The 21,536-nt window shown below is 61.2% G+C and carries 30 protein-coding genes and 1 pseudogene; 5 read left to right on the top strand and 26 right to left on the bottom strand.

Going from position 1 to position 21,536, the window contains the following annotated elements:
* Positions 1-65: 65 nt before the first annotated feature.
* The 11 genes from NDI86_RS19875 to NDI86_RS19825 all read right to left on the bottom strand — a co-directional run bounded on the left by NDI86_RS19875 (position 66) and on the right by NDI86_RS19825 (position 8,022).
* Complete coding sequence (locus NDI86_RS19875) at positions 66-461, bottom strand: DUF7567 family protein (RefSeq protein ID WP_220619919.1); 396 nt, start codon at positions 459-461, stop codon at positions 66-68.
* A 77-nt stretch (positions 462-538) separates the two neighbouring features.
* Positions 539-904 carry a DUF7568 family protein gene (locus NDI86_RS19870; RefSeq protein ID WP_220619920.1) on the bottom strand — a complete coding sequence of 122 codons (366 nt, stop codon included), beginning with the start codon at positions 902-904 and terminating at the stop codon, positions 539-541.
* 3 nt (positions 905-907) lie between these two features.
* Complete coding sequence (locus NDI86_RS19865) at positions 908-1,399, bottom strand: DUF7995 family protein (RefSeq protein ID WP_220619932.1); 492 nt, start codon at positions 1,397-1,399, stop codon at positions 908-910.
* Between the two features lie 106 nt (positions 1,400-1,505).
* Entirely contained in the window at positions 1,506-1,928 is a 423-nt protein-coding gene (locus tag NDI86_RS19860) for a DUF8025 family protein (protein ID WP_220619921.1), read from the bottom strand.
* Positions 1,929-2,048: 120 nt separating this feature from the next.
* Positions 2,049-4,421: a heavy metal translocating P-type ATPase gene (locus tag NDI86_RS19855; protein WP_310902049.1), complete on the bottom strand. Its 2,373-nt coding sequence runs from the start codon at positions 4,419-4,421 to the stop codon at positions 2,049-2,051.
* Between the two features lie 60 nt (positions 4,422-4,481).
* Positions 4,482-5,228, bottom strand: a complete 747-nt coding sequence (locus tag NDI86_RS19850) for a helix-turn-helix domain-containing protein (RefSeq protein ID WP_310902048.1) — start codon at positions 5,226-5,228, stop codon at positions 4,482-4,484.
* Positions 5,229-5,289: 61 nt separating this feature from the next.
* On the bottom strand, positions 5,290-5,574 hold the full coding sequence (locus NDI86_RS19845) for a DUF7967 family protein (RefSeq protein WP_115803949.1): 285 nt from the start codon (positions 5,572-5,574) through the stop codon (positions 5,290-5,292).
* 37 nt (positions 5,575-5,611) lie between these two features.
* The gene (locus tag NDI86_RS19840; RefSeq protein ID WP_310902047.1) at positions 5,612-6,274 is read right to left on the bottom strand and encodes a DUF6735 family protein; all 663 of its coding nucleotides are present in this window, start codon (positions 6,272-6,274) and stop codon (positions 5,612-5,614) included.
* 67 nt (positions 6,275-6,341) lie between these two features.
* On the bottom strand, positions 6,342-6,722 hold the full coding sequence (locus tag NDI86_RS19835) for a hypothetical protein (protein ID WP_310902046.1): 381 nt from the start codon (positions 6,720-6,722) through the stop codon (positions 6,342-6,344).
* 91 nt (positions 6,723-6,813) lie between these two features.
* Positions 6,814-7,002, bottom strand: a complete 189-nt coding sequence (locus NDI86_RS19830) for a DUF8012 family protein (RefSeq protein ID WP_006183366.1) — start codon at positions 7,000-7,002, stop codon at positions 6,814-6,816.
* Between the two features lie 138 nt (positions 7,003-7,140).
* Positions 7,141-8,022 carry a biosurfactant protein 1 gene (locus tag NDI86_RS19825; RefSeq protein ID WP_220619922.1) on the bottom strand — a complete coding sequence of 294 codons (882 nt, stop codon included), beginning with the start codon at positions 8,020-8,022 and terminating at the stop codon, positions 7,141-7,143.
* Positions 8,023-8,158: 136 nt separating this feature from the next.
* Here NDI86_RS19825 and NDI86_RS19820 point away from each other — a divergent pair, with 136 nt between their 5' ends.
* Positions 8,159-8,710: a DUF7342 family protein gene (locus NDI86_RS19820; RefSeq protein WP_142980786.1), complete on the top strand. Its 552-nt coding sequence runs from the start codon at positions 8,159-8,161 to the stop codon at positions 8,708-8,710.
* Between the two features lie 7 nt (positions 8,711-8,717).
* Here the strand turns inward: NDI86_RS19820 and NDI86_RS19815 are convergent, their stop codons facing one another.
* The 3 genes from NDI86_RS19815 to NDI86_RS19805 all read right to left on the bottom strand — a co-directional run bounded on the left by NDI86_RS19815 (position 8,718) and on the right by NDI86_RS19805 (position 10,686).
* Positions 8,718-9,170: a toxin-antitoxin system TumE family protein gene (locus NDI86_RS19815; RefSeq protein WP_142980787.1), complete on the bottom strand. Its 453-nt coding sequence runs from the start codon at positions 9,168-9,170 to the stop codon at positions 8,718-8,720.
* The gene (locus NDI86_RS19810) at positions 9,167-9,679 is read right to left on the bottom strand and encodes a winged helix-turn-helix domain-containing protein (protein ID WP_142980788.1); all 513 of its coding nucleotides are present in this window, start codon (positions 9,677-9,679) and stop codon (positions 9,167-9,169) included. The genes NDI86_RS19815 and NDI86_RS19810 overlap by 4 nt, the downstream gene beginning before the upstream one ends.
* Before the next feature lie 80 nt (positions 9,680-9,759).
* Positions 9,760-10,686 carry a transcription initiation factor IIB gene (locus NDI86_RS19805; protein ID WP_220619784.1) on the bottom strand — a complete coding sequence of 309 codons (927 nt, stop codon included), beginning with the start codon at positions 10,684-10,686 and terminating at the stop codon, positions 9,760-9,762.
* Positions 10,687-10,981: 295 nt separating this feature from the next.
* Between NDI86_RS19805 and NDI86_RS19800 the strand changes: the two genes are divergently transcribed.
* On the top strand, positions 10,982-11,377 hold the full coding sequence (locus tag NDI86_RS19800; RefSeq protein WP_310902045.1) for a hypothetical protein: 396 nt from the start codon (positions 10,982-10,984) through the stop codon (positions 11,375-11,377).
* Between the two features lie 393 nt (positions 11,378-11,770).
* On the opposite strand, the gene NDI86_RS19795 is transcribed toward NDI86_RS19800, so the two are convergent.
* Positions 11,771-12,154, bottom strand: coding sequence for a DUF7987 family protein (locus tag NDI86_RS19795; protein ID WP_142980792.1), 384 nt, complete (start codon positions 12,152-12,154; stop codon positions 11,771-11,773).
* Positions 12,155-12,299: 145 nt separating this feature from the next.
* Between NDI86_RS19795 and NDI86_RS19790 the strand changes: the two genes are divergently transcribed.
* A complete protein-coding gene (locus NDI86_RS19790) occupies positions 12,300-12,545 on the top strand; it encodes a hypothetical protein (protein WP_142980793.1) in 246 nt (81 codons plus the stop codon).
* A gap of 196 nt (positions 12,546-12,741) precedes the next feature.
* On the opposite strand, the pseudogene NDI86_RS22185 reads toward NDI86_RS19790, so the two are convergent.
* From NDI86_RS22185 to NDI86_RS19775, 4 genes and pseudogenes are all read right to left on the bottom strand, one after another.
* Positions 12,742-12,831 (bottom strand): annotated as a pseudogene (locus NDI86_RS22185) (DNA-binding protein); the annotation flags it as partial.
* A gap of 1,021 nt (positions 12,832-13,852) precedes the next feature.
* Positions 13,853-14,482, bottom strand: coding sequence for a hypothetical protein (locus tag NDI86_RS19785; RefSeq protein ID WP_142980796.1), 630 nt, complete (start codon positions 14,480-14,482; stop codon positions 13,853-13,855).
* Positions 14,483-14,684: 202 nt separating this feature from the next.
* Entirely contained in the window at positions 14,685-15,551 is an 867-nt protein-coding gene (locus tag NDI86_RS19780; protein ID WP_310902044.1) for a DNA-binding protein, read from the bottom strand.
* Positions 15,552-16,143: 592 nt separating this feature from the next.
* Positions 16,144-16,404, bottom strand: a complete 261-nt coding sequence (locus NDI86_RS19775) for a HalOD1 output domain-containing protein (RefSeq protein WP_417936298.1) — start codon at positions 16,402-16,404, stop codon at positions 16,144-16,146.
* 121 nt (positions 16,405-16,525) lie between these two features.
* Here NDI86_RS19775 and NDI86_RS19770 point away from each other — a divergent pair, with 121 nt between their 5' ends.
* A complete protein-coding gene (locus tag NDI86_RS19770) occupies positions 16,526-16,786 on the top strand; it encodes a MarR family transcriptional regulator (protein ID WP_310902042.1) in 261 nt (86 codons plus the stop codon).
* A 2-nt stretch (positions 16,787-16,788) separates the two neighbouring features.
* On the opposite strand, the gene NDI86_RS19765 is transcribed toward NDI86_RS19770, so the two are convergent.
* From NDI86_RS19765 to NDI86_RS19735, 7 genes are all read right to left on the bottom strand, one after another.
* Positions 16,789-17,298, bottom strand: a complete 510-nt coding sequence (locus NDI86_RS19765; RefSeq protein ID WP_310902041.1) for a PIN domain-containing protein — start codon at positions 17,296-17,298, stop codon at positions 16,789-16,791.
* Positions 17,295-17,891, bottom strand: coding sequence for a DUF7437 domain-containing protein (locus NDI86_RS19760; protein WP_310902040.1), 597 nt, complete (start codon positions 17,889-17,891; stop codon positions 17,295-17,297). Before NDI86_RS19760 ends, NDI86_RS19765 begins: the two co-directional genes overlap by 4 nt.
* 49 nt (positions 17,892-17,940) lie before the next feature.
* Positions 17,941-18,276 carry a DUF7558 family protein gene (locus tag NDI86_RS19755; protein ID WP_310902039.1) on the bottom strand — a complete coding sequence of 112 codons (336 nt, stop codon included), beginning with the start codon at positions 18,274-18,276 and terminating at the stop codon, positions 17,941-17,943.
* Complete coding sequence (locus NDI86_RS19750) at positions 18,276-18,566, bottom strand: DUF8069 family protein (RefSeq protein WP_310902038.1); 291 nt, start codon at positions 18,564-18,566, stop codon at positions 18,276-18,278. Before NDI86_RS19750 ends, NDI86_RS19755 begins: the two co-directional genes overlap by 1 nt.
* A 73-nt stretch (positions 18,567-18,639) precedes the next feature.
* Positions 18,640-19,185 (bottom strand): hypothetical protein, encoded by a 546-nt coding sequence (locus NDI86_RS19745; protein WP_121538085.1) that lies wholly within the window; start codon positions 19,183-19,185, stop codon positions 18,640-18,642.
* 182 nt (positions 19,186-19,367) lie between these two features.
* Positions 19,368-19,808, bottom strand: a complete 441-nt coding sequence (locus NDI86_RS19740; protein ID WP_417936297.1) for a DUF8030 family protein — start codon at positions 19,806-19,808, stop codon at positions 19,368-19,370.
* Positions 19,809-20,498: 690 nt separating this feature from the next.
* A complete protein-coding gene (locus NDI86_RS19735) occupies positions 20,499-21,005 on the bottom strand; it encodes a hypothetical protein (RefSeq protein ID WP_310902036.1) in 507 nt (168 codons plus the stop codon).
* Positions 21,006-21,081: 76 nt separating this feature from the next.
* Here NDI86_RS19735 and NDI86_RS19730 point away from each other — a divergent pair, with 76 nt between their 5' ends.
* Entirely contained in the window at positions 21,082-21,498 is a 417-nt protein-coding gene (locus NDI86_RS19730; protein ID WP_256422155.1) for a hypothetical protein, read from the top strand.
* Positions 21,499-21,536 lie beyond the last annotated feature (38 nt).

Here is a 21,536-nt window from a genome sequence, read left to right as displayed (position 1 = left end):
GCTGCTCGTTCGAGCACCCCCGCACCCCTCAGGGGGTGAAAAACAGCCACAGGACCTGCTTTCCCCTACGCGAGATGGGAGATATCGGCTGGTTCGTCGACATCGTCGAACTCGCCTCGTTCGACCGGCTCCCAGTCATCACCGGGTGCTGGACTCCACCAGTCGACCTTGTAGGCACCTGGTGCGCCGAGGATCTTCACCCGTGCCGACCCATCGGGTAGGTCGCGACGGAGCTTCTCGTCGACGTGGAGGTTCCACGTTGAGTGGGTGTCGAAGCAGGCGAGGACGGCCTCCTCGTAGCCACGTGTCTCTCGGGATTCTTGGAGTTCGACCTGCGTGTTGCAGTTCTTGCAGAACACACCTTCGAACGGAATGTGACTGAATACCTCGTGCCCGCAGACGGGACACCAGAGGAACTCGAACAGTGCTTCGCTGTGGCGGTCGATGACTCCCAGACTCATCTGTGGATCTGGCCCGATTGAGACGGGCCACCCATCCCGGCCCAAAATAAACGTCACCGCAGAAACGTTCCCATCAATCAGCGCTCGGCGCCGTACACGATTCTCGAGGATGCTTCGTATCCACAGCTCCGACATTCGACCCAGCGCTGAACCTTCGCGCCGTCAGCCGTTTTTCCGCCGATTGCCACGTCGCTGTTCAGACACTCGGGACAACTCAGTTCGGGCGCTGGCCGGTCACGGAGCTCGTCACGGAACGATTTCACGTCCTTCGTCTCGTACCCCCGCGACCACACTGGGTAGCCGTCGACGAGGATTACGCCACGCCACTTGTAGCGGTACGAATCCGGTGCTCGGTGTAAGACCGCCCGAGCGCCGGTCTCGGTATTCCGGTATGCGAGTGTGGGCGTGCGGCTCTCGCGCTTCCAATTTGTGATCCGGGACATCTGTTAGAAGTGGACGTCGGCGGGCACGATCCAGAGCTCCTCGCTCTCCTCCAGCACTCGATCCAGTTGCTCGCGGTGACGGATACCGTTCGCATATTCGTTGTACAGGAAGATCGTTGGCCCGTCGTAGGCGCCGACCTGGTGGAAGGCGTGCCGAGCGAGTTCTTCGTCGCGCATGATCTCCTCATCGGAAAGTTCGTCAAGTGCCTCCCTCACCCGTTCGAGATTCCGCTCGAACTCCTCTTTCGTCGCCTCCCAGCCACGCTCAAGCAGGTCTTGGCCATCGTCGGAGTCGACGGGGGCTGCAGTCGGCAACTCACCCCATCGGGCCTTCCCCGCAACGGACGTGTCTTCCTCATCAAAAGTCACGTGGTAGTCGAAGACTGCGCCAGCGTGTGGGTCCGCGCCGACCAGGCGGTCGAACACCGTCTTTCCGGTGGATAGTGCTTCGTCTTCTGTCGATGCTTCTACCAGGCTGTAAATGACCATGTGCATCTCGAACACCTCGAAGCGCCGACGCACCGGGAGTCGTTGCTCGCTTGCTCCTGCTGCGCCGGCACCCATCGCCGGCACTCGAAAAACCTGATCTAGCGGTCGATTCTTAGGAGTCGTTCGCTCGGTCGACAGTGATGGTCAGGTCCCCAGACTCGTAGTCGGCCTCGAAGTCGACGGTGAACGCATCCGAGTCGTACGCGGCGTGGTAGGCACGGTGTCGTTCGAGCGACCCCGTCGCCTTGAAGTGGAAGAACGCAGCTGCAGTGTAGGGCTTGCTCTGCGTCTCGATTTGCGTTTCGACTGACGCCGGAAGTGCGATCTGTGGCGTGTCGGTGTCAATACTCGCAGCGAACGCCTTCGCTTCCTCGACGCTCGCCTGCGAATGTACGGGCGTCTCGCCGGTGAGCACGTTTACCGGGGTTTCCGTGTCGTCGGTGAACAGGACATCGTGGAAGGTGTGCGTCCCGAGGACTGCGTCGGGACCGAACTCACAATCGTGGAATGGATCGTCGTCTGGATTCTCGCGCATCAAATCAGAGCCCACGGTGGGGCTCAGTCCTTTCTGCCCCAGACAAACCACAACTTGTCTCGATGTAGCGGAGGTAAGTCCCGAAAGAAGAGCGTCCTGCCCGCACTTCCCGCCGCAGAGTCAGGCGTCGATGATTCGATCGGGCTCAATCCGGGACAACCGCATCGCGTTCCCGGTGACGCCGAGGCTCATCCCCATATCTCCGACAACGACTGCCAGCGCAACGCTGACCAGGCCCAGCGGCACGCCTAGCGCGAGCAGGAGCTTCACGCCGAGGCTGGCCCAGATGTTCTGCCGGATCACACCGTTGGCCGTATGCGACAGATCGTACAAGTACGGGAGTTTCCCGATGTCGTCGCCCATCAACGCAATATCAGCCGTTTCGAGGGCGGTGTCGGTGCCGGCGGCGCCCATCGCGATGCCGACCTCCGCAGTGGCGAGCGCGGGGGCGTCGTTGATGCCGTCGCCGACCATCGCGACCTCCCCGTACTCCGCCTGTAACTCTTCGACCGCGTCGACCTTCTCGTCGGGTAGGAGTTCGGCGCGATACTCATCGACACCGACCTGCTCGGCGATGGCGCGGGCGGTGCCCTCGTTGTCGCCGGTCAGCATCACCACGCGCTCAACGCCCAGCTCGTGCAGGCGTTCGACAGCCCGCTTCGAGGCCGGGCGTACCTCGTCGGCGATGGCGATCGCACCCAGCAGTTCCGACTCCGTCCCGACGATAACGACCGTCTTGCCCTCCCGCTCCAGTGCGGCGAGCGCGTCCTCGGCGAATGCCCCGTCGTCGTACTCGGCCGCCTCTTCCGCCGCGACGCCGCCGTCCGTCTCGCGGCGTGCCCGAGAGAGATCGAAGCCCAACTCCTCGAAGAGCGCGGGCTTGCCCGCATAGTACGTCTCGCCGTCGATCTCGCCCCGGATGCCCTTCCCCGTGAGGCTCTCGAAGCCAGTCGGGTCGGGCAAGTTACCCACGCCCGCCTCCTCAGCACGGGCGAGAATCGCCGCAGCGATGGGGTGCTCACTGCGCCGCTCCAGCCCGGCGGCGCGACGGAGCAGATCGGCCTCCGTGGTGTCGCCGACCGGGACGACGTCGGTGACGGCGAGTTCGCCCTTCGTGAGCGTCCCCGTCTTGTCGAGCGCGACGGCATCGACTTCGCCCATCGCTTCGAGGTAGTTGCCGCCCTTGATCAGGACGCCGTTCTTCGCGGCGCTGGTGATGCCCGACACCACCGAGACGGGTGTGGAGATGACGAACGCACACGGGCAGGCGATCACCAGCAGGGTGAGCCCCCGGATGAACCACGTCTGCCAGTCGCTCGCGAAGGTGAACCCGTATCCGGCCAGGTCGACCGAGATGGGGTCGGCGATAACCAGCGGCGGGATAGCGGCGGTCAGGATTGCCAGCACGACGACGAGGGGTGTGTAGTAGCCGGAGAAGCGGTCGACGAACTGCTCAGACTCGGTCTTCTTCGCCTGTGCGCCCTGGACCATCTCGATGATGCGCGAGAGCGTCGAATCGCCAGCGGTCGAGGTGACCTCTACCTCGAGGTACCCCTCCTCGTTGATCGCGCCAGCGTAGACCTCGTCACCGGCAGCCTTGTCGACGGGGACGCTCTCGCCCGTGATCGGCGACTGGTCGACTGCACTCTCGCCGTCGATGACCGTGCCGTCCAACGGAATCTTGTCACCGGGGCGGACGACCACGGTCTCGCCAACGTCGACCTCCTCGGCGGGAACGGTCACTTCCTCACCGTCGCGAAGGACGGTCGCCTCGTCGGGCGAGAGTTCCATCAGCTCGCGCAGGGAGTCCCGTGCCCTGTCCATCGCGTAGTCCTCGAGCAGCTCGGCGATGCTGAACAGGACGGCCAGCGTCGCCGCCTCGACGAAGTAGCCGATACCGGTCGCCGCGATGATCGCCGTCCCCATCAGCAGGTCGATGTCGAGGCTTCGGTTCTTCGCGGAGTAGTACCCGCTACGGACGACCGGGATGCCACTGGCCGCGACGGCGCCGAGGAACAGGACATCTGCGATGTGGAGCGGGTACTCGAGGACGCTCGCCACCGTGACGTTCTGTCCGGTGAGGAGGAATTCGAAGAGGAGGCCGAGCGTGACGAACGCCGCGCCGAGCCACGTCTTCTTCGCGCGAGGACTCGTCCAGACCTCCGATGGTGGCGCGATGTCGACGCCATCGGTCGCCTGGTTGTCCTCATCCTCGCCCTCGGCGTCCGAGCCTCCGACGACCTCGTAGCCGGCGCCTTCAATCGCCTTGACTACGTCGGCTTCGCTGGTCCGATCAGGGTCGTACGTGACGTTGGCCGTGCCGGTGGTCGGCTGGAGCGTGGCGTCAGTAATGCCGTCGACACGCTGGAGGCTCTTGTCCACCTTTTGGGCGCAAGAGGGACAGTCCATCTCGGGAACGGCGAGGCGGGCGGTCAGCTCACGTCGCTGTCCGCCGCCGCTCGTTCCTCCTGCTGCGTCCGGATTCTCTGTCATTACCTCACGGTAGGAGCGGGAGTTCGATATGTCTTTGTTGGAATATTCCAACTGCGGCCTTCAGTGCGATGCCAGCCGTTCTTCAGCTACCCGCTCGCCGGCGACATGTTGCTTCGCTAAATGTTCTTCCGTCCGCCGGAGTCGGTAGGTGAGTGTTGACCGTGGCACGTCGAGATGCTCTGCGAGTTCTCCAACATCGACCTCGCGGGGTGATTCGTAGTAGCCGTGTTCGACGGCGGCCTGGAGAGCAGCCTCTTGGGCTGGAGGCAATCCACTCGGTGTCCCGTCGCTTCCCCTAGCTGATGTTGTGTCCGCTGTGCGGAGCATCTCCATCTGGGCGCACTCCCCGACGGCGACTTTGAGAGCGTCGAAGAACGCCGCCACGTCGCCCTCACCGGAGTGGATGAGTCGCCACGTGTAGTGGCGGCCCTCGTGACGAGTCTCGAACAGCACGCCGTCGCCGAGATGGTCGCGAGCGATGTGGGGGACTGAGGCGCAGGTCGGAGTGCGCTCCCAATCTGAGTAGAGGATGAGCGCGTCGTCCGTGCGGTCGAGGACGCGGGTGGTCTGTGTGGCGTTGCAGTCCTCGGTGGCGAGACAGTCAGCGTAGTAGTCGCCGTTGAGAAAGGCGTCCTCGATGGCGTTGAGCGCCTCAGGCGTACCGGTGGCATGGTCGACCCGCCAGAGACGCTCGGCAGTGGCGTGCAGCGAGAGCGAGCGGACGCGGGCGTCGGAGTGGTCGGCGAGAGCGTCAGCCACCCGGTTACAGCCCGGCTCGTATTCGAGTGCGAAGATGAGTTCGCGCATATCCTGTGTACGGCCTCCTACGACATAACCCATGGTCCGGGGTGATGTCTACTGGCGGGTATCAGATCACGTCGTCCGGGTCGTGGACCTCCTGCATTCGCTGCGCTTCGGCCGCGTATTGTTCCTGGAGGTCTGGCTCATCGACCATGCCAAGATTGTCGAGTTCAGCATCGACTGCTGCCGTCGTATCTCGGACATCGGTAAATGAGGTTAGCGCCCGCTCCTTCCGATAGTACTGTTCGCCATCGGGTGTTGCGTAGGTGAGGATGATCAGGTTCTGCTCGTCATCGGAGTACGTCCGTTCGACAAGCCAAACACGAACGTCATCTTCAGACTGATTTGACATACTTAGACGTCCCCCGATATCCACTAAGGGATTGGTGTTACGGCTTGCCGAGACTCGCTGTCTCGAAGGGTGATTCTCCGGTCGGAATGAGCAGCTCCTGTCGGTCTCCGACCCGCTCAGCGAGCTTCCGTTTCAGATACTGTATCGCCGTTGACGGCGTGAAGACGCCCTTGTCGAGCATATCGCCGACGACGTCTTTGAGGGCCGCGAACTGGCCCTGCAGGTGGCCGTCGCCGACCGGCTCGCCGTCGTACCAGCGCACCGTCGCGAGCGCGCCGTTCCCGACTGTCTCTCCCTGTTCGACTGTCTCCGAGTCGTACTGCAGGCCGAACCACAGCGTCCGGTAGGCGGTCACCTCGAACGTCGTCGACACCACGAAGAACGCCTCGTGGTGGAGGTAGTCGAGATGGTCAGCGACGATCTCGTCGAGGGTGAGCGCGGTGGCGCGGGGTTTCGGCTCGACGACCGTCGACGGTCGGTCCTCGTCAACGAGGTAGCCGTCGACCGCATCTGCCTCGAGGCCATCGGCAAGCTCTGCGAGGAGCTGTTTCGCCCACTTGGAGTCGGTGTCGTCGCCACCGAACGGCGACTTAGCCGAGATTCGGTGCTTGAGCTTCAGGTTCGCTGCACCCCAATGGCTGTAGTGGTGTGTATACTGTCCGTCCGTGCGTTCGTACGCAACGAGTGCGCGATGTCCCATCAAGCAATCACCTCGCAGGGCGACCGCGACTGGATCGCCCCGCACCCCTCCCGGGGGACGAACAACGCTACTCGTCGATCGGGTCGGGGGAACTGAGGTCCGCGTGGAGGACTTCGCCGTCGCGAACGACGTACCGCCTGGCCAGCACGGGGAAGCGGCACTTGGTGAACCCCGCTGTCTGGATATTGAACTCTTCGTCGGCTTCGAGGTGGTTGGCGAGTTCTTGCAGGAATTCGTGGGTCACGATGCCGCCCTTGTAGTCTGGGAGGCCGTTCTCCCGCGCCTCGTACACCTCGAAACCGTCGTATCCCCAAATGGTGAGTTCTCCGTCTTCGGTCACCTCCCAGTCGAGCGTCCCGAAGCAGTAGCTCTCACAGAGCTCGCGGACTACCTGCGGATCCGATACGATCGCGCCGGTCGACGTCGTCGCAGCTTGCAGTGTCGCCATGTCTGGAGTTCACGGGGTCGCCCCCGCACCCCTGTCGGGGGCGATAAACCGACGCGAGAGGTGCCTCCCTGGTCGTGGCCGGGGACTCCAGTCAGGAATCTGCGTGGGCGTCCGCCCCGGCTCCGTCGCTCGGCCGCGTGAGAAGGCTTACCTCTTCCAGGAGGTCTCTCGCGGTCTCGACTCGTTCTCGATCCGCGTCGTCTAATCGGTCGACGTCGAGTCGGTTGAGATTGCTGAGTATACGATGCATCCGGTAGCCCTGTTTGAACTCTTGCTCCATCGGAAGCGCCTCACCGCTCGCCGGCGCGGAAAGACACCCCATCGAGACTGGCGTCGGGCTTGCAGGAGCTCGCTGCCTTAACCAACGACCCTCGACGCTACTCGCAGGGTGTTGGTTAATCAACGCCCAGCACTGGCGCTACTCGAGACTGGGTCCGTAGCGAGCCGCGCCACACACCCGACACTCCCAGATCGGTTGTCCCGTCCACGCCTCATCCGGGACCGACTCGTGGGTCTTGAACCGATGGTCGGTCGCCCGTCCACAGGTTTGACAGTCGAGTTCCTGCGTCGTCGGTACCGACGACTCTTGCCGATCAGCCCCAGCTTCGCCGGCGGATTCGGTCAGCGCCATCGCTGGAACCAGCCACACCGCGTCGACGGCGTCGTCGAGGACCGCGTCGAGACGCGACGCGTCGCGGATGCCGTCCCCACGCTGGTCGTAGAGCCGCGTCGGGGCCTGCTCCTGACGCTCCGACGCTTCCTGCCTGTGCCACCCTGTCCGGTCACGGGCGGCACTGAGAAGCCGCTCTCCCTCTCCTGACGATACCTGAATCGCGTCGGGAAGTGAGGGCCATTGCTCGGCCAGCTGGCGCGCTGGCGCCTCGTCGAGATCGTAGATGAGCGTGTAGTCGTCGACGGCCGGCTCCGCCTCGTTGGCGGAGAGGAGGTTCGCCGCGGCGCCGCCCTTCGCGACGGCGCCGTAGAACGTGGTCGACTCGACGACCAGGTGGATGATACCGAGATACGTCGTCGACGCTGACTCAACCGAGCTGGTGGCGTCACTCTCGAGATGGTTGGTGAGACAGAACCGGCATTTCGTCTGGCCGTCTGGGACTGACGCCCCACAGGACCGGCACTCGCCATCGGCGGCCGTCGGCGCATCAGGGTAGCCACCAGCGCTTGTTGCGACGCGTTGCCGCCGGGGGGCACCCTCACAGCCGTCGTCCAGCCTCGTGTCCGGAATGTGGGACGCCTCGCCGGTCGGCCGCAGTTCGGCAAAGTCAGTATATCGGTTGTGCATCGGTTGGCTCATAGTTTCAGTCGGTTTCGTATTTCAACGTCCGGACGCCTTCGCTCGTAACAAACTCTTGATTATGCGAGATAGTACAATCATATATGGGAGTTCAGCGCCAACACTGTCGCAAGAGGTGCCAAGCATGTCCGAATCCTCGCGAGATGGGGTCCAGTCGTGGACTGAGTCGATGAGCGCCCGCGACCGCATTCGAGCGGTCACCGAGACGCTTCGCGAACCGCGGTCGGTCAACTGGATCAGCGAGCAGGCCGACGCCGCCTGGAGTACGACCAACGACGAACTTCAGGATCTCGTCGACCAGGGCCAGCTGCGTCGCGTCGAGGCCGGTGAGACGACGCGCTACCAGCCGGACTACACGCGTCTGCTCTTCGAGGAGATCCGGACGCTCATCGAGGAGAACACGCGCGAAGAGCTGCGCAGCGAATTGGCCGCGATCACCGAGGAGATCGAGGAGTGGCAGGCGACCTACGACGTCGAGACGTGGGAGGAGCTCGAACAGTCGCTCGCCGACGGTGACCTTGCAAGTGCGGAGCTCCACGAGCGCCGTGAGGTGATCACGCGGTGGGAGGAGAATCTGGAAGACCGTCGCCTCATCAAGCACGCGTTGACGCTCTACTCGGATGTCGAAGCCGCTCGTGAGCAGATGATGGACGTGGCTGACCGCTCCATGCGCTAATGCCGTCTCACGGCGGGTTTGATGCGCTATTCAGCTGGTCCATGTTGTCGTCCTCGTACGCTGCTCGCCACATTGTATGGACTGCACGAGTCACGAGTGAGACCTCGGTCACGTCGATACAGGACGGTTCAGCTGCCGTCGTGGCAGCCTCGGGCGAGGGATGAAAGTGGGTCTCGGGAGAGTGTGTATTCGGGTGGCGATCGAAGCGCCAATTGACGTCGTCGCTATCGACGTAATGGAACGAGTACATCCCCAATTCGCTCCATTGGATATCGAGTCGAGCGCTCTCGGCGTTGCCAAGCCCGTCGCTGAGACTGATCTGCAGTTCCGTGGGGGCGACGACGTCGTCGTACGCTGTTTCGTCTACAAGCGGTTCGAGTTCGAGCCAGAGGTCACGAATCCGCTGGAGTGCCGGAAGATAGATTGGTCCGAACTCGCCGGCGCGGTCGTCATCGCTCATACAGCGAGCTGGTGGCTGGCCTCGTCGTAGGCGAGTGCTGCTTGGGCAACGGCGAGATTCTGCCGCGTCGTTCGCCACGCGGTGAGATCGTCCCAGCCCGCTGTCTCGTCGGCGTCGAGTTGCTGGGCGAGTTCCTCCGGTGACACCACGTCGTAGCGGTCCTCGTAGCGCCGGATATCGGTCTTCATCTCCTGGATGCTGTCGAGTAACTCCGGCCGATCGACTTCCTCTCGGAGCTCGCGGATCCGGGACATCAATATTCGGTCGCTGTTGCGCTTGTACAGCGTTGTTTGGCCGTCCGGTTCCGTCTCGGCGAACCCGGTGTTCACGAGGGTCTTACAGTGGCGACGCGCCGTCGGTTCGCTCACGAGGGCACGGTCGGCGATCTCGACCGCCGACTGCCCGTCGTGGGTCTGTTCGACGATTTCGTACACTCGCTCGAACGGCGTGGTGTCGTCTTTCCAGTCCGCCTTGACCTGCTCGTTGACGTCGTCCCACGTCTCGGTCATACTGGGTGCTATGCGGGCTAGGAACAAATAATTTTCTGAGAAAACTATCTCTTTTTGTCTGTGTTCGTGCAGGAGCGTTCTCAGGCTACCTGCTCTTTTAGTGTCTCGTAATGCGCCCGGACAGTCGTCGGCGTGACGTTCCCGGACTCGGCGACAGCACACTGCGTCACCCACCGCCCCTGTTCTTGGCCGGCCGTGTAGAGACAGGCTGCGGCGAAGCCGGCCGGGTGGACGCCGGTCGTCACCCCCGCCTCCTCGGCTGCTTCGGCAAGTACTCGCGCCCGGCGTCGGATCCGCTCCGAGCAGTCGAGGTCGGATGCCAGCCGCGGAATGTACATCGTCGGCCTCACGGGTTTGGCTGGGAGTCCCAGCTCCTTGTTGAGTGTCTTGTACGCGTTCGTGACCCGCGATTCCCCGACCGTCGCCACCGCCACAATGTCGTCGAGGAGCTGCGACCGGCCGTTGCACCGGCAGGCCCCGTAGACGCTGGCCGCGGCGATGGCCTCGATGGATCTGCCACGAAGCAGATCCTCGTTCTGGGCGCTCCGGAAGAGCTGACACGCCTGGTCACGGACCGAATCGGAGAGGTCGAGCGCGCTGGCCAGACGGCGCACCTCGCCCAACCCGTGTGCGAGATTCCGTTCCGCTTTCGACCGCCAGCGCCCACGGGTCTGCTCACGACGCATCCGCGCGAGTCGCCGTCGCTTCTGCCCAGAGATCTCGTTCCCCTTCGCGTCGGTACCGCGACCGATCTCCGTCGACAGGCCGCGATCGTGGCGGGCCGCAGTGAGTGGAGCGCCCGTTCGCTCGCGCTCCTCGTCGTCGTACGCCCGCCACTCCGGCCCGTGATCGATACGCTGTTCGTCGATGACCAGGCCACAGTCCTCGCAGACCGTTTCGACCGCGTTCGTGGTGACTCGACCGTCGCACTCGGGACACTGGTTCGCACTCGATTCCGTTCGGACGTCTTCGTCGAAGCCCGTTTCGTAGATGTCTCTGGTTGCCATGAATACACACGAGGGGACGCACGCGAATCGCGCTCTCGGAATGCCCCTCACCCATCACGGGGCAAATACACACCACACGGGACGGCGCTGACTCCGATGGACTGCGGTGGCGAAAGCCCGGCCGCGCAACGGCGCGCAGCGCCGTGAGCAGCCCGGACCGTGGAGGTGGTGGGAGGTGGCGGTGACCGCTACACACCAGCAAAAAGGAGCGCGTCGCCCTGGCTCCTCCTCGACTGGGATGTCTGAATCCCAACCAGACTACATTTATTGGTGCCCAAGTCGTAGTTTTCCCGTTATGAAACCCGATACGCGCGAAATCATCAACGAGGAGCTCTGGCGGAGCGTCGTCTGGCTGGCCGTCGGCCTGTTTGGCTGGTCGCTTATCCTCACGTCGACAGATGTGCTTGCGGCATCAGCACTCACCGCGCTGGGATTACCTCTCCTCACGGCCTCGGTGCTGGCAGCCCTACTGGTTGGGATCCGTCTCGCGACTGGTTTGGAGTTAAAAGCGAAGACCGAAGGCAGCCAGCTCCTCTGGTTGATTGTCGGGAGTGTGCTCGGTGGATTCGTCGTGCTCTACGACGTGCTCGTGAACGGACGTGGCCCGCTCATCATCCTCGGCTACGCTGTCGCTGTCGGGTTCGGGGTCCTGATCTGGCGTGTTGCTCGGCGACAACAGTCGACGGTGTGAGAATAGATTGGCTCACTGCATACAACGGCCTCCTCGTTCGTATGGGGCTGTATCTTTTGATTTTCTGGCCGACGGTTGGGTACTATGTGTACCGGGATTCGGTGAAACGAGGATTGTCCTCGCCGCAACTTCGCGGGGTCACGTATGGGTTCCTGGGAGTACCGGGGCTGCTCGTCTATTTGTACCGGAAATCTCGTGCAGAGACGCAGTCAGCGTAGCCGTCGAGGTATAGCCACAGAGAACGGTTCGAACAGCAGCATCTGCGGACAGTTGGACCCTATCAAACGAGCGCTATGTACGATAAGCCTCCCTCAACTCACCATCGCCTGTTTTCATCCCATAACATCGACCGACCACTCTAATTGGTAGTTACAGGGTATTGAGTGAGCCATCTCAATTGACAATTGACGGCCCATACTGAAGAACCAGCCCAGGAATAATTACGCCGACGAGAATGAGGACGCCGACAAGCACCGTATACGGAAGAGCAGTGAAGGTACTCAATCCGAGGAAGAGGGCCACCGCTACGAATACACAGACTGAAATCACAACGTTCTCGCGGGAAACAAGTGGTTCGTTCCGTACAATGATGACCATCGAAACAGCCAGCAGTACTAAAATCGCGATTACTGCAGCGGTGAACACCTGCATTGAGTCGATTGCAAGTCCGTAGAACAACCCCAGACCGGCGAGCACGTACGCAAGCCCCAAGGCTGCGAGCCCGGCCAACTCTGTGCGTGAACGGTCGGTTTCCTCGTTGTCCACAGTTGTTGGCATGTGATTATTTTGATGGCCACGATATAAAACACCCTGTGCATTGTCGGGGAATTGATCGCTGAGACCAGCCTACAGTATTCGTTTGATAGAATCTCCATGTTGCATACAGGGAAAGTATTTCCCTCTCACAGACAAGTATTAAGATATGCGATTTATGGGACTGGGGAAGTGGGAGATCGCCTCGATTCTGGCAATGGCGGCCGTTGCCGGTATTTTCGCGTATTCCCGGGCGGGGATGGGAGGTATCTCACTCCTTGTTAACGTACTTCTACAAGTCGTGATAGTTCTCGTCGTTGGAATCGGGTTCTTCCTGCTATTACATCATCTTGGCTTCTATCCCGGCATTGCGGACGACTACTTCGCTCGTCGAAAAGAGGACAAGAAAAAATAAGCACGCTCTACGTACCAGTCACGTCAGGAAGCATAGATTGATCTCGACCTCTGGAGGGACTGTCTATGATCTCCTCTGTTAGTCCGTCTACAAGGTCGTGGCTGCGCGCGCAGCGAAGCGAGCACGGAGCGGAGGGTGGGGCGGTGGGGCTTGGGTCGGTCTGGCACACAGCAAAAAAGAGGGTTGCTTCGACTGGCTATTCTTCCCACCACCGACCGCGCTCTGGGAATTCGATCCGACTCCAGCCCGTGATCGCGAGACTGCACCGACCTTGGTACCAATTTCTTAGCGTACTTGAATTGGGCTTCCTCAATTCTTGAACCACCGCCTGCTCCGAAGGATGTTCTTCCTTGATATTCTGTAGATCAGGTACTATACAAATCTATGAACGGATTGTGGGAGAAGCTGTCAGTTCCGGTGGGTATTTCTAAGCCCGTGCTGTATAAACAGCGCATATTCAGCACGGAGGGGATGTCAGAATCATGCTGTCCGAATCGCTCAGTGTAGAGCCTACATTCAGCACGACTAGTCCTTTATTTCACCCACTTCCTTCTGAACCAGCCGTTAGGTAGGTGTGCGAACTGAACGAGATGGTTCACCAGCGACGAGCGACTTCATAGGCTACTGTGGTTGGGAGGAGGACAACCAGTAAGACGAACGTGATTTCACCTGTTGTTGGGCCAGACTGCGTGAGGGCACTATAGACATAGAGTGCGGCGACAGCAAGCACACCGACGATAGCTGTGACGTATTGAGGGTCGCTCCACGAGGACGGAAATTCTGAGCCGGACATACCTTTCTAGTCTCCCGCTGATATTATATATCCTTCCTCTGTCTCGGTCACGACGCTTCTGACGGGAATCTGGGATGTTATGACCTAGTTTGTTCTATCGTTCATCTGTACTCACCTTTCGTTTGGTGGTTGCGCTGAAGGGTGTGCGAACTATCTCATTATCTGCTCTCAATTAGTGCATTTATGCTGCTGAATCCGTTCCGGTAGTCCGACTTTCCCACAGATAGGACACTCTTGCAGCGGTGTCGGCGGCAAGTTCTCCCATTCTCGCAACGCAGCCTTGAGATGCCACTGGACATCGTCTGATTCTGTACGAGTCAGTGCCTGCACGAGATACATTCGCAGCCGTTCGCGGCTTGTCGTTGTCTGTTGATCACTCATAACTGGGTCCGAGAGGACGAATTGTATCGCCCTCCACCCTTTTGAGGGCAGGACAAACCTCACGCTGCACGCTCACCTTCCTCGTCTTGGGAGCGCGTACACCGAAGCAAGTACTGAGTCGAGCTCGATCTGACTACTTCGGTGAGTACTCCATCCCCCAGAGTTCCTCGAAATACTCGAGTGTGTATTTCCCTCGACTGCCACCTTTGTACGAGTTGAACCGGTCGACGTAGTACATCACCTCAAGAAAGCCTTCTTTCTCGTGATGGACGCCCTGGTCCATCCGGGGCAGAATCTCGTCGAGGAGGAGATCGACCTGTTCGCGCTTGACGATGAACTGATCGCGGAGCGGGGTCAGGAGCGTCCGTGTATTGCTGATACCCTGCACGCCCCAAATGTACTGATCGCTCCGGTTCTCATTGGATTCGAGACTGGACACATGACAGTTCACGCCGCGAGCATCACAGTACGCACAAAGCGCCTCCATCAGGTGGTCACGATACGTCTCGGTGACCTCGATCTGCGGCTGAAGTCGATGGTCGACTCGATACTCACTATTCTGATCTACTTTCACGCCAATCCAGCCTTCTGCGTCGAGAGTTCCAGTCAACTGTTCGTGGGTGATTCGGAGCATTGGTGCAAGTTCAAAGCCGGTACTGTACCGCTCTCGGTCGGCAATTGAGATACGGATACAGCCCTCGCCGTCGAAGAAGCCAGTGAACCACGCATCGAAATCATGGGTCTCGGATGAACTGTTGGACATCGCGCTGCGCCCATCGGCGGCGCGGACAAACTCTCACTGCTACACATTGACCTCCCAGAAGAGGTCAACTCACCTTCCCATCCTACCTCACGGTCGTGGCTGCGCGCGCAGCGACCATTGGGAGCGAGCACGGAGCGGAGGGTGGGGCGGCGGGGCTTGGGTCTGGTCCGGCACACAAAAAAGAAAGAGACTGCGTCGCTCGCTATTCTTCCCACCAACGGCCGCGTTCTGGGAACTCGATACGCGACCACCCGGTCAGCGCGATTGAGCACCGGCCTTCGTACCAGTTCTTGGCTGCTGCCCGGAACCGGACCGTTTCGCCTTCCTGCACCACTGTCTGCTGCGATTTCTCCCAGCAGGTGAACTTGATTTTTCCACTGTCATCCGCTATCAGCCCGACTTGCTGGATGCTTGAGGAGGAAGGCTCCCAGAGGGTCTCGATTGTTCCTTCGACCGTCACTTCCCCGACGGGCACGTCCGGCACATCTGCGACGGGCACGATTGCACCGGGAACTGCCTTCAGTTCCTCCAACGTCTCCAGCACCGCCTTGGTCACGTCCCGCCCGCGCTGCACCTTCTCGGCCAGTTGCTTCGCGACGACCGCTCTCGACCAGCCGCCCTTCACTTCGTCGCTGATCCGCATCGCCTGCTTGTTGACCGCCGCGAGTTCCTCTTGCGTCAGCTTCTCTCGGGGATCCGTGCGCTCCGCCGGCGCCGGCTCGTCACGGCCACACAGCTCGCTGACGACCTCCCGCGTGCGCTGCTCGCGACCCTCCTGCGTTCCCAGCTCGGCCTGGGCACTGATGCGCTCCAGTTCGGCTTCCCGCGCCCGAATGCGCTCTTCCTGTTCGAGGGTGACACCGTGAATCCGCTCGGTGCTCGTGTCTGCGATCCCGTCCGGGTGGTTCGCATCCACCTTGGCCTGCGTCTCCTGCTCGACCGCCGCCTCGAACTCCGGCGTCTCGTCGACGACCGGGAAGCCGTCTTCATCGACCGCCTGACCGCCCGCTTTCTCGAATGCCTGTTCATCGACCGAAACGACCTTTCCGCTAGCGTTGTTACTAGACATTGGAATCACTCACAAGGTGATTTCCGACGAAGGCGCTCACGCGCCGACTCCGCGATGCTACCACATCGCGGTTTTCCGACGACAACGACCGACAGAACCATCTGCGCGCTCTCGCTCGCGCCTTCGCGAGCGCCCTACCGGGCGCGAGCGAGAGCGCGCCTGCATGAGGTGGTCCCAACCAGCACCGCGCGCCGACCCGCCCGGAGCGAGCGGCCAGCGGAGTAAGCGTGGGGGGTGAGCAGCTACGCCGCGCAACCCCTCGCGCTTACCCGCTGGCGCCGAGGGCACATGCACTTTAGCCCGGAACGGGCGCGGGCGGTGCGGAGAGCGCCCGCATGCCCGGAATGGTCGGTCGCGAGCGACGCGGAGGGCGGCAGCGGCGAGCGGGGCGGGCCGTTACGTACGCACCCGTTCAACCGGCTACGTCGCTCGGTGGGCCATCCACTGTCCTGGCGGACTCAGAAAGGGCGGGGCCGCCTCGGCCGTCCCCCGACCCCGCAAGCACCGCAGGGACGAGGCGCGCAGCGGTGGTCGCGGGACGTCGAGCGGCCGAGGGCTTTCAGGAACGATCCCTATTCGGACCCGCACGTCGTTATTCGCCGACGGACTGCGATTCGTCCTCGACGATGACGTTGACACCGTCCGGTGAGACCTCGAGTGGAATCCCTTCGACAGTAAACTGGACGGCGATGTTCTCATCGGCAGAGGCGATCAACTGTTCGAGCGCATCGGGGTCGACGTAATCGTGGAGCTGGTAGGAATCGTCCTCGAGTCCACACGTCTCTAATGTCTCGATAATCTCCACGAGGAGGTCACTCGACCCATCCGAACTGTCCATTGGAGGGGAGTGCATCTGAACGCTCGGGGCTAAGAGTGGCAGGCTTGTAAAACGTTATGAGTCAACTACAGAAGCGCAGCGCTTTGGTACTTGACTTAGCGCGTTCGGGATAGCGTCGGCGCAACCACAAGCGATTATGCGCTTTGACGCCGACTGGATGTCTCGCGCTGATGACCGCATACTAGAGCATCTCTCTGAAGCCGGCCCCGATACCCCGAAGGAGATGGCGGACAGCGATCGGGTCCGATTCTCCCGTCAACACATCAATGCCCGCTGCAAGACGCTTGTCGAATACGGACTCCTCGTCCACCTCGGCAACGGCGTCTACGATATCACGCGAACAGGAGAGCAGTATCTCTCCGGCGACGTAGACGCCCGTGATCTCGACCCCGAATAGCGTCAGCTGTCACCGGTGACCAGGTCCTCGATGAACCGGAACCCGTTCACGTACGTCACCGAGTCACCGTAGCCCTCACTTGCCAGTACGGTTTCGGCCCCTTCGCCGGCGGCGATATCCGTCGTGTAGATGTACACCTCGGCCGCCGACCCCGCACTGAGATGCTGGGCAGCGAGGGCGGCGAGAGCGGCGTCGGCCCGCTCGACCTCGTCGGCAGGCCGGTCGTCGGCGTTCGCGATGTACCGCTGGACGCCGTCCATCATCCGCGAGACAACCGGTTCGGAGAACTCGAGCGGTGACGCAACCGTCGCCCAGTCCTCGTCGATCGCGGTGTCGATGGGTGGCGCCTCGACGTCGGGATCGTCGACGGTCAGCTCCTCGTACACCCGTTCGGGCAGGACGAAGGTGACGTCGTTCCGGCGAGCGAATCGGCGAACAGCCTGGTACCGGCTGTTCGAGAGCTGTCCCATCGCGACGAACAGGCCGGTGTCGGCGATGTGGAGCCGGCTCACGCGTCGTCAGCCGCGTCGCCGTCGATGTCTAACTCATCGAGACCCGATCCAGCTTCCTCGATGTCGTAGTGCTCGTGGACGACGGGCCGGAGCGCCTGCAGAATCATCTCCGCCGCCAGCGGCGAGATGTCGAGGTCCTCGGCCATCAGCCGGTGGGTTACTTCCCCACGCTCCCGAGCGACGGCGTAGGTGAGCGCGGTCGCGAGGCCGGCGACGCCGTGGCGGTCGATGTAGGTATCGATGTCGGCGTCCGTCTCGCGGCGGCCGACCGCGTCGATCAGCGCCGGTGTAATCGTGTACTCGCGGTCGCCGGCGGCCGTCGTTACAGTCAGGTCGATCTCCCGGGCGGCGTACCGGCGTGGCTGCTCGTCGTCGGTGACGTCGACGACGCCGGCATCGACGAGCCGGTTGACGTAGCTGTAGGCCGTCCCCTGGGCGAGTTCGAGGTCGTCCATCACGTCCTGGACGGTCGCCTCCCCCTCCCGAGTGAGGTACGCGTACAGCTGGGCGAGCTGTGGCTCCTCGAGGAGGTCCGCGACCGAGAGGAAGTCCTGGACGATGTCGCCGTCGGCGCGGTTTGAGGTGCGTGACACGATTCCTTCTTGATTACAGTTTACAGCGAATCAGTAAAGAGTGTTGGGGTCACTCCGCCGGCGCCGCGACGAGATGCTCCTCGAGGTCTCGCGTCCAGTACGTCGCGAGCCCACCCGGACTACAGCGGGCGCACAGCTGCAACGGGCCTTCCAGATGCCCGAGTTCTACCCGGAACCGCGTGAGTGCCGCGAGCGTATCGACGACCAGCCCACAGCCGTCACAGGCGACGTGATCGCGCTCGTCGGGATCCGGCCGCGTCTGAATCGCACAGTCGACACAGATCGGGTGGGTGACCCGCTCGTCCTGCCCCCAGGTATGGGCCTCGCCAGTCTCGGTACCAGGCGGGGCCTCACAGAACGCACAGCCAGTGATCGTCTGCTGCATCACTCGCCCTCCCAGTCGGCGTCACGGCCAGCCGTCCAGCCACGGTGGAAGACGGCCAGCTGCGTCGATGAGTCGAACGCGGCGCTGCTCGGTTCGTGAACCAGAACTTGGTCTTCGGGAACCGGAGTGACGACGTCCGCGTCGACGAGGTCGTTGATCAGGTTCTGGGCCGTCCTGTCGTCGACGTCTGCCGTGTCGACGCTGGCGGCATCGCGGTCCTGGGCGAGCTGTTCCTTCTCGAACCGTTCGTAGTCGCGACTCGTGTCGTCGTGCGGATCGGGACCAGGCATGGTGAGTCACGCAGCGCACGCTATTGCGCGCTACACGCCTCCTGGCGCCGATAAACAGTCAGGGCCGACAGTATCAGTCCGGTCGCGGGTCTCGATAGCCGATGACGGCGACGTCGTCGATGAACAGGACGCCCTTCATGAAATCGAGCTTGGTCAGACTGTGCTGGTAGAGGTTATGCCGCCCGAGATAGTTCACCGGCACCACTAGACAACCGAACTCGATCTTTGGCCGGCCGTCCTTCTTGGTGCGGTACCCCTTCTGGAACTTGAGGAGGTCGTCGCTGACGTTCTTCCGCTCGCTCTTCTCGACCTCGATGGCGATGCGGGTGTCGGCGTCGTAGAGGTCGACGCTGTAGTTAAACCCCTGATGCGACCAGAGCTTGCAGTTCGGGTTGTAACCGCCGGCGGCGTCCCCTTCGTACTCGTACTGCGAGAGCTTGTCGGCGATCGCGGCATCGAAGCCGCCGACCTCTGTGTGCTTCGTCGAGCCGTCGAAGACGCTTGCTGGGACGGCCTCGACGGCCGACCGAATCGACGCCAGCGCATCGTCCGGAAATACCTCGGACGAGGTTTGGGTACGGCGCTCGCTCAGTTTGGTGACCTCCTCGACGACGACCATACTCGCACTCGACGAACAGTGGCCCGATAAAACCCGTCGCGACGGCCGTTCGAGCCCACCGGCCGCCAGGATACACTAACTCGAGGAGTCGGGCGGAGGGTGGGGGAAAGGGAGTGGATCCACCCCCAACGTTAACCAACACCGTGTCGGTATCGACCGAGAACGTTGGTTAAGCCTAGCTGCTACGGCGTTCGGAGCTCTCGAACTGGCTTCACAGCGAAGGTATCTGGCTCGCTGGTTGCTCCTTCACCTGATCGCTCCGCCGACGTCGAGGACGACTGCGTGAGCTGGGTGATGAGCTTGTCGCGAACGGCTCGTCGAGGGACGGTGGTCTCGTGCCAGCCCAGCCGGTCGTCGAAGTGCCGCTTCTGGAACTGCTCGCCGACGTCGTCGGCGGCGACGTACTGCGTCCGCGTCGACCGCCCGACCTGCCGGGAGACGAAGACGGCGCCCACGGCCTCGTGCGTGAGTTCGACAAGAGCACACTCCACGAGGGCGACGACCGATGCGTGATCCCGGTCGGTCGGAACCGTCATCTCGAGGTCCGCCCACGGCGCCTCACCGTCAGTGGTAGTTGCTGCGTGATCCGCTGCTCGTCTCTTGCTGCGTTGGTCCGAAGCCATCGTCTATCGGGGGCACGTGATGCGCCCCGCCACCCCCTCGCGGGGGCAACAGACACCACCGAAACGTACTCGGTCAACCTATGCGCTAATTCTGATACTTCCGTAGTTCCGCTACCCCTGTGATGGCCCCTCGGCCTGAGAGAGCCGGCGGCCTTCGCACATTGCATATCGCCTCTTTCTTTGGACGAAATCCCCGATATGCAAGGCGATATAACGCCCTCAAATCGCAGAAGAACCCCGTCGGGCTGATTTGAGCGCATAGAAAGTATCTCGACGAGTTCCGTGATAATGCTGTAGTTTCAGAAATTGCTCGACGGCGGGGTAACGAAGGTGATATCGGCCGTATCTGGATTCCTTAGGGTTGCTGCTTCATCTATTCTGAGTCCCTCGAGGTCCTCCGTCCCGGCACTTGGAGCCGTGAAACACCCCGATTCCCTCGATCCTGGTCGTATTAGCCGTTGAAAATTGCTCGACGGGGATTTCATGCGACCTGTTTCTACTTTTGAGCGGAATTGTTGTAATTCTCTAGTTTTGATATGTTGTGGGTGCCATGCTGAACACACCGAAACTACAACCTTCCCAACACCTGTTTCACTGAGATTAATTCCGGTCAAGTAGAATCTCAAGGGCCAGGATTTTAACGCCACAACGGTGGCTAGGCGCTGCTGGAGAACCAGACTTCAAATCGGCTCAGGGACCAATCTGGTCTTCGGGCGGCAGTTCGACGTCAACTTCCCCAGTATCGATGTCGTCCCTCAGTTGTCGCCAGGTTTCCTCGGACATCTTCACTGCGACTTCGTCGTCTACCTCGCCTAATTTCTCGATGTTGTACTCGGTAGAACTGTCGATGAACGTGAAGTCGTTATCGGAGAAAAGCTTGATCCGGGAGTTGCCCTGCATCGTGAGGCCCATCGTCAGGCCAGGGATGTCCTTCGCCCATTTAATGAACTGGATGACTCCGTTGGGGTTTGAGATAACCAGGATGGCGATGCTGGTCCACCAGATATCTGACTGCCTGGTGTAGCCGCGGATCTCTTTGTTGATGACGTCGCCGTCCTCGTTGACTTGCTTAGTGTATTCGGGTTTTATGCCGTCTCCAGCTTCTTCGAGGAACTGCCTCACCTGCTCCCGTGCTTCCTCCTTTGTGCCATCGTATTCTTTGTTGATCGTTACGGCTTCAAGCCGAATCTCTTCCATAAGTAAGAGATTGGTTGTTGCTGACAAAGTGTTTGGTCCGGTATTTCTTTCCAGCTGGCCGGGTTACAGCTCTGTAATGACTGAGGTAGAGCTCCCGCCGGAACGGGTGGAGGATAAGTTTAAGAAGTGGGAGGAGACCTACGCTGTCGAAAATCTGGAGGAGCTGCCGGAGAACAAGCTTCAGTCGCAGAAGCACCTATTTGAGGCCGAGGTCAAGGAGTTCAAGGCTGAATACAATCCTGGACGGTTGGTGACGCCGGAAATGGCGCAAATAGCTGGGAAGGAACCATTGACCCAGAATCAGTTCCGAAGGGTTCGCCGCATGATTGATGACGAGGCCGACAAAGTCAGAATGAATTTTGAGCGGGCTATCGGCCGTCGAAGAGAGAAGGAGACAGAGCGCCGGAATAGTTTCTTCGTCGACTTGGCTGGCCGGGTATCCGACTCTTTGACGAACGTGTCTGTGTCTTTCGAACTCCCGAAACTGAGGTGATTAATATCAAGACCTCTCTGCCCTGTTCTCGAAAAGAA

The sequence above is a fragment of the Haloarcula onubensis genome (assembly GCF_031624605.1).
Classification (GTDB): Archaea; Halobacteriota; Halobacteria; order Halobacteriales; family Haloarculaceae; genus Haloarcula; species Haloarcula onubensis.
This window is presented reverse-complemented; position numbering and strand designations above follow the sequence as displayed.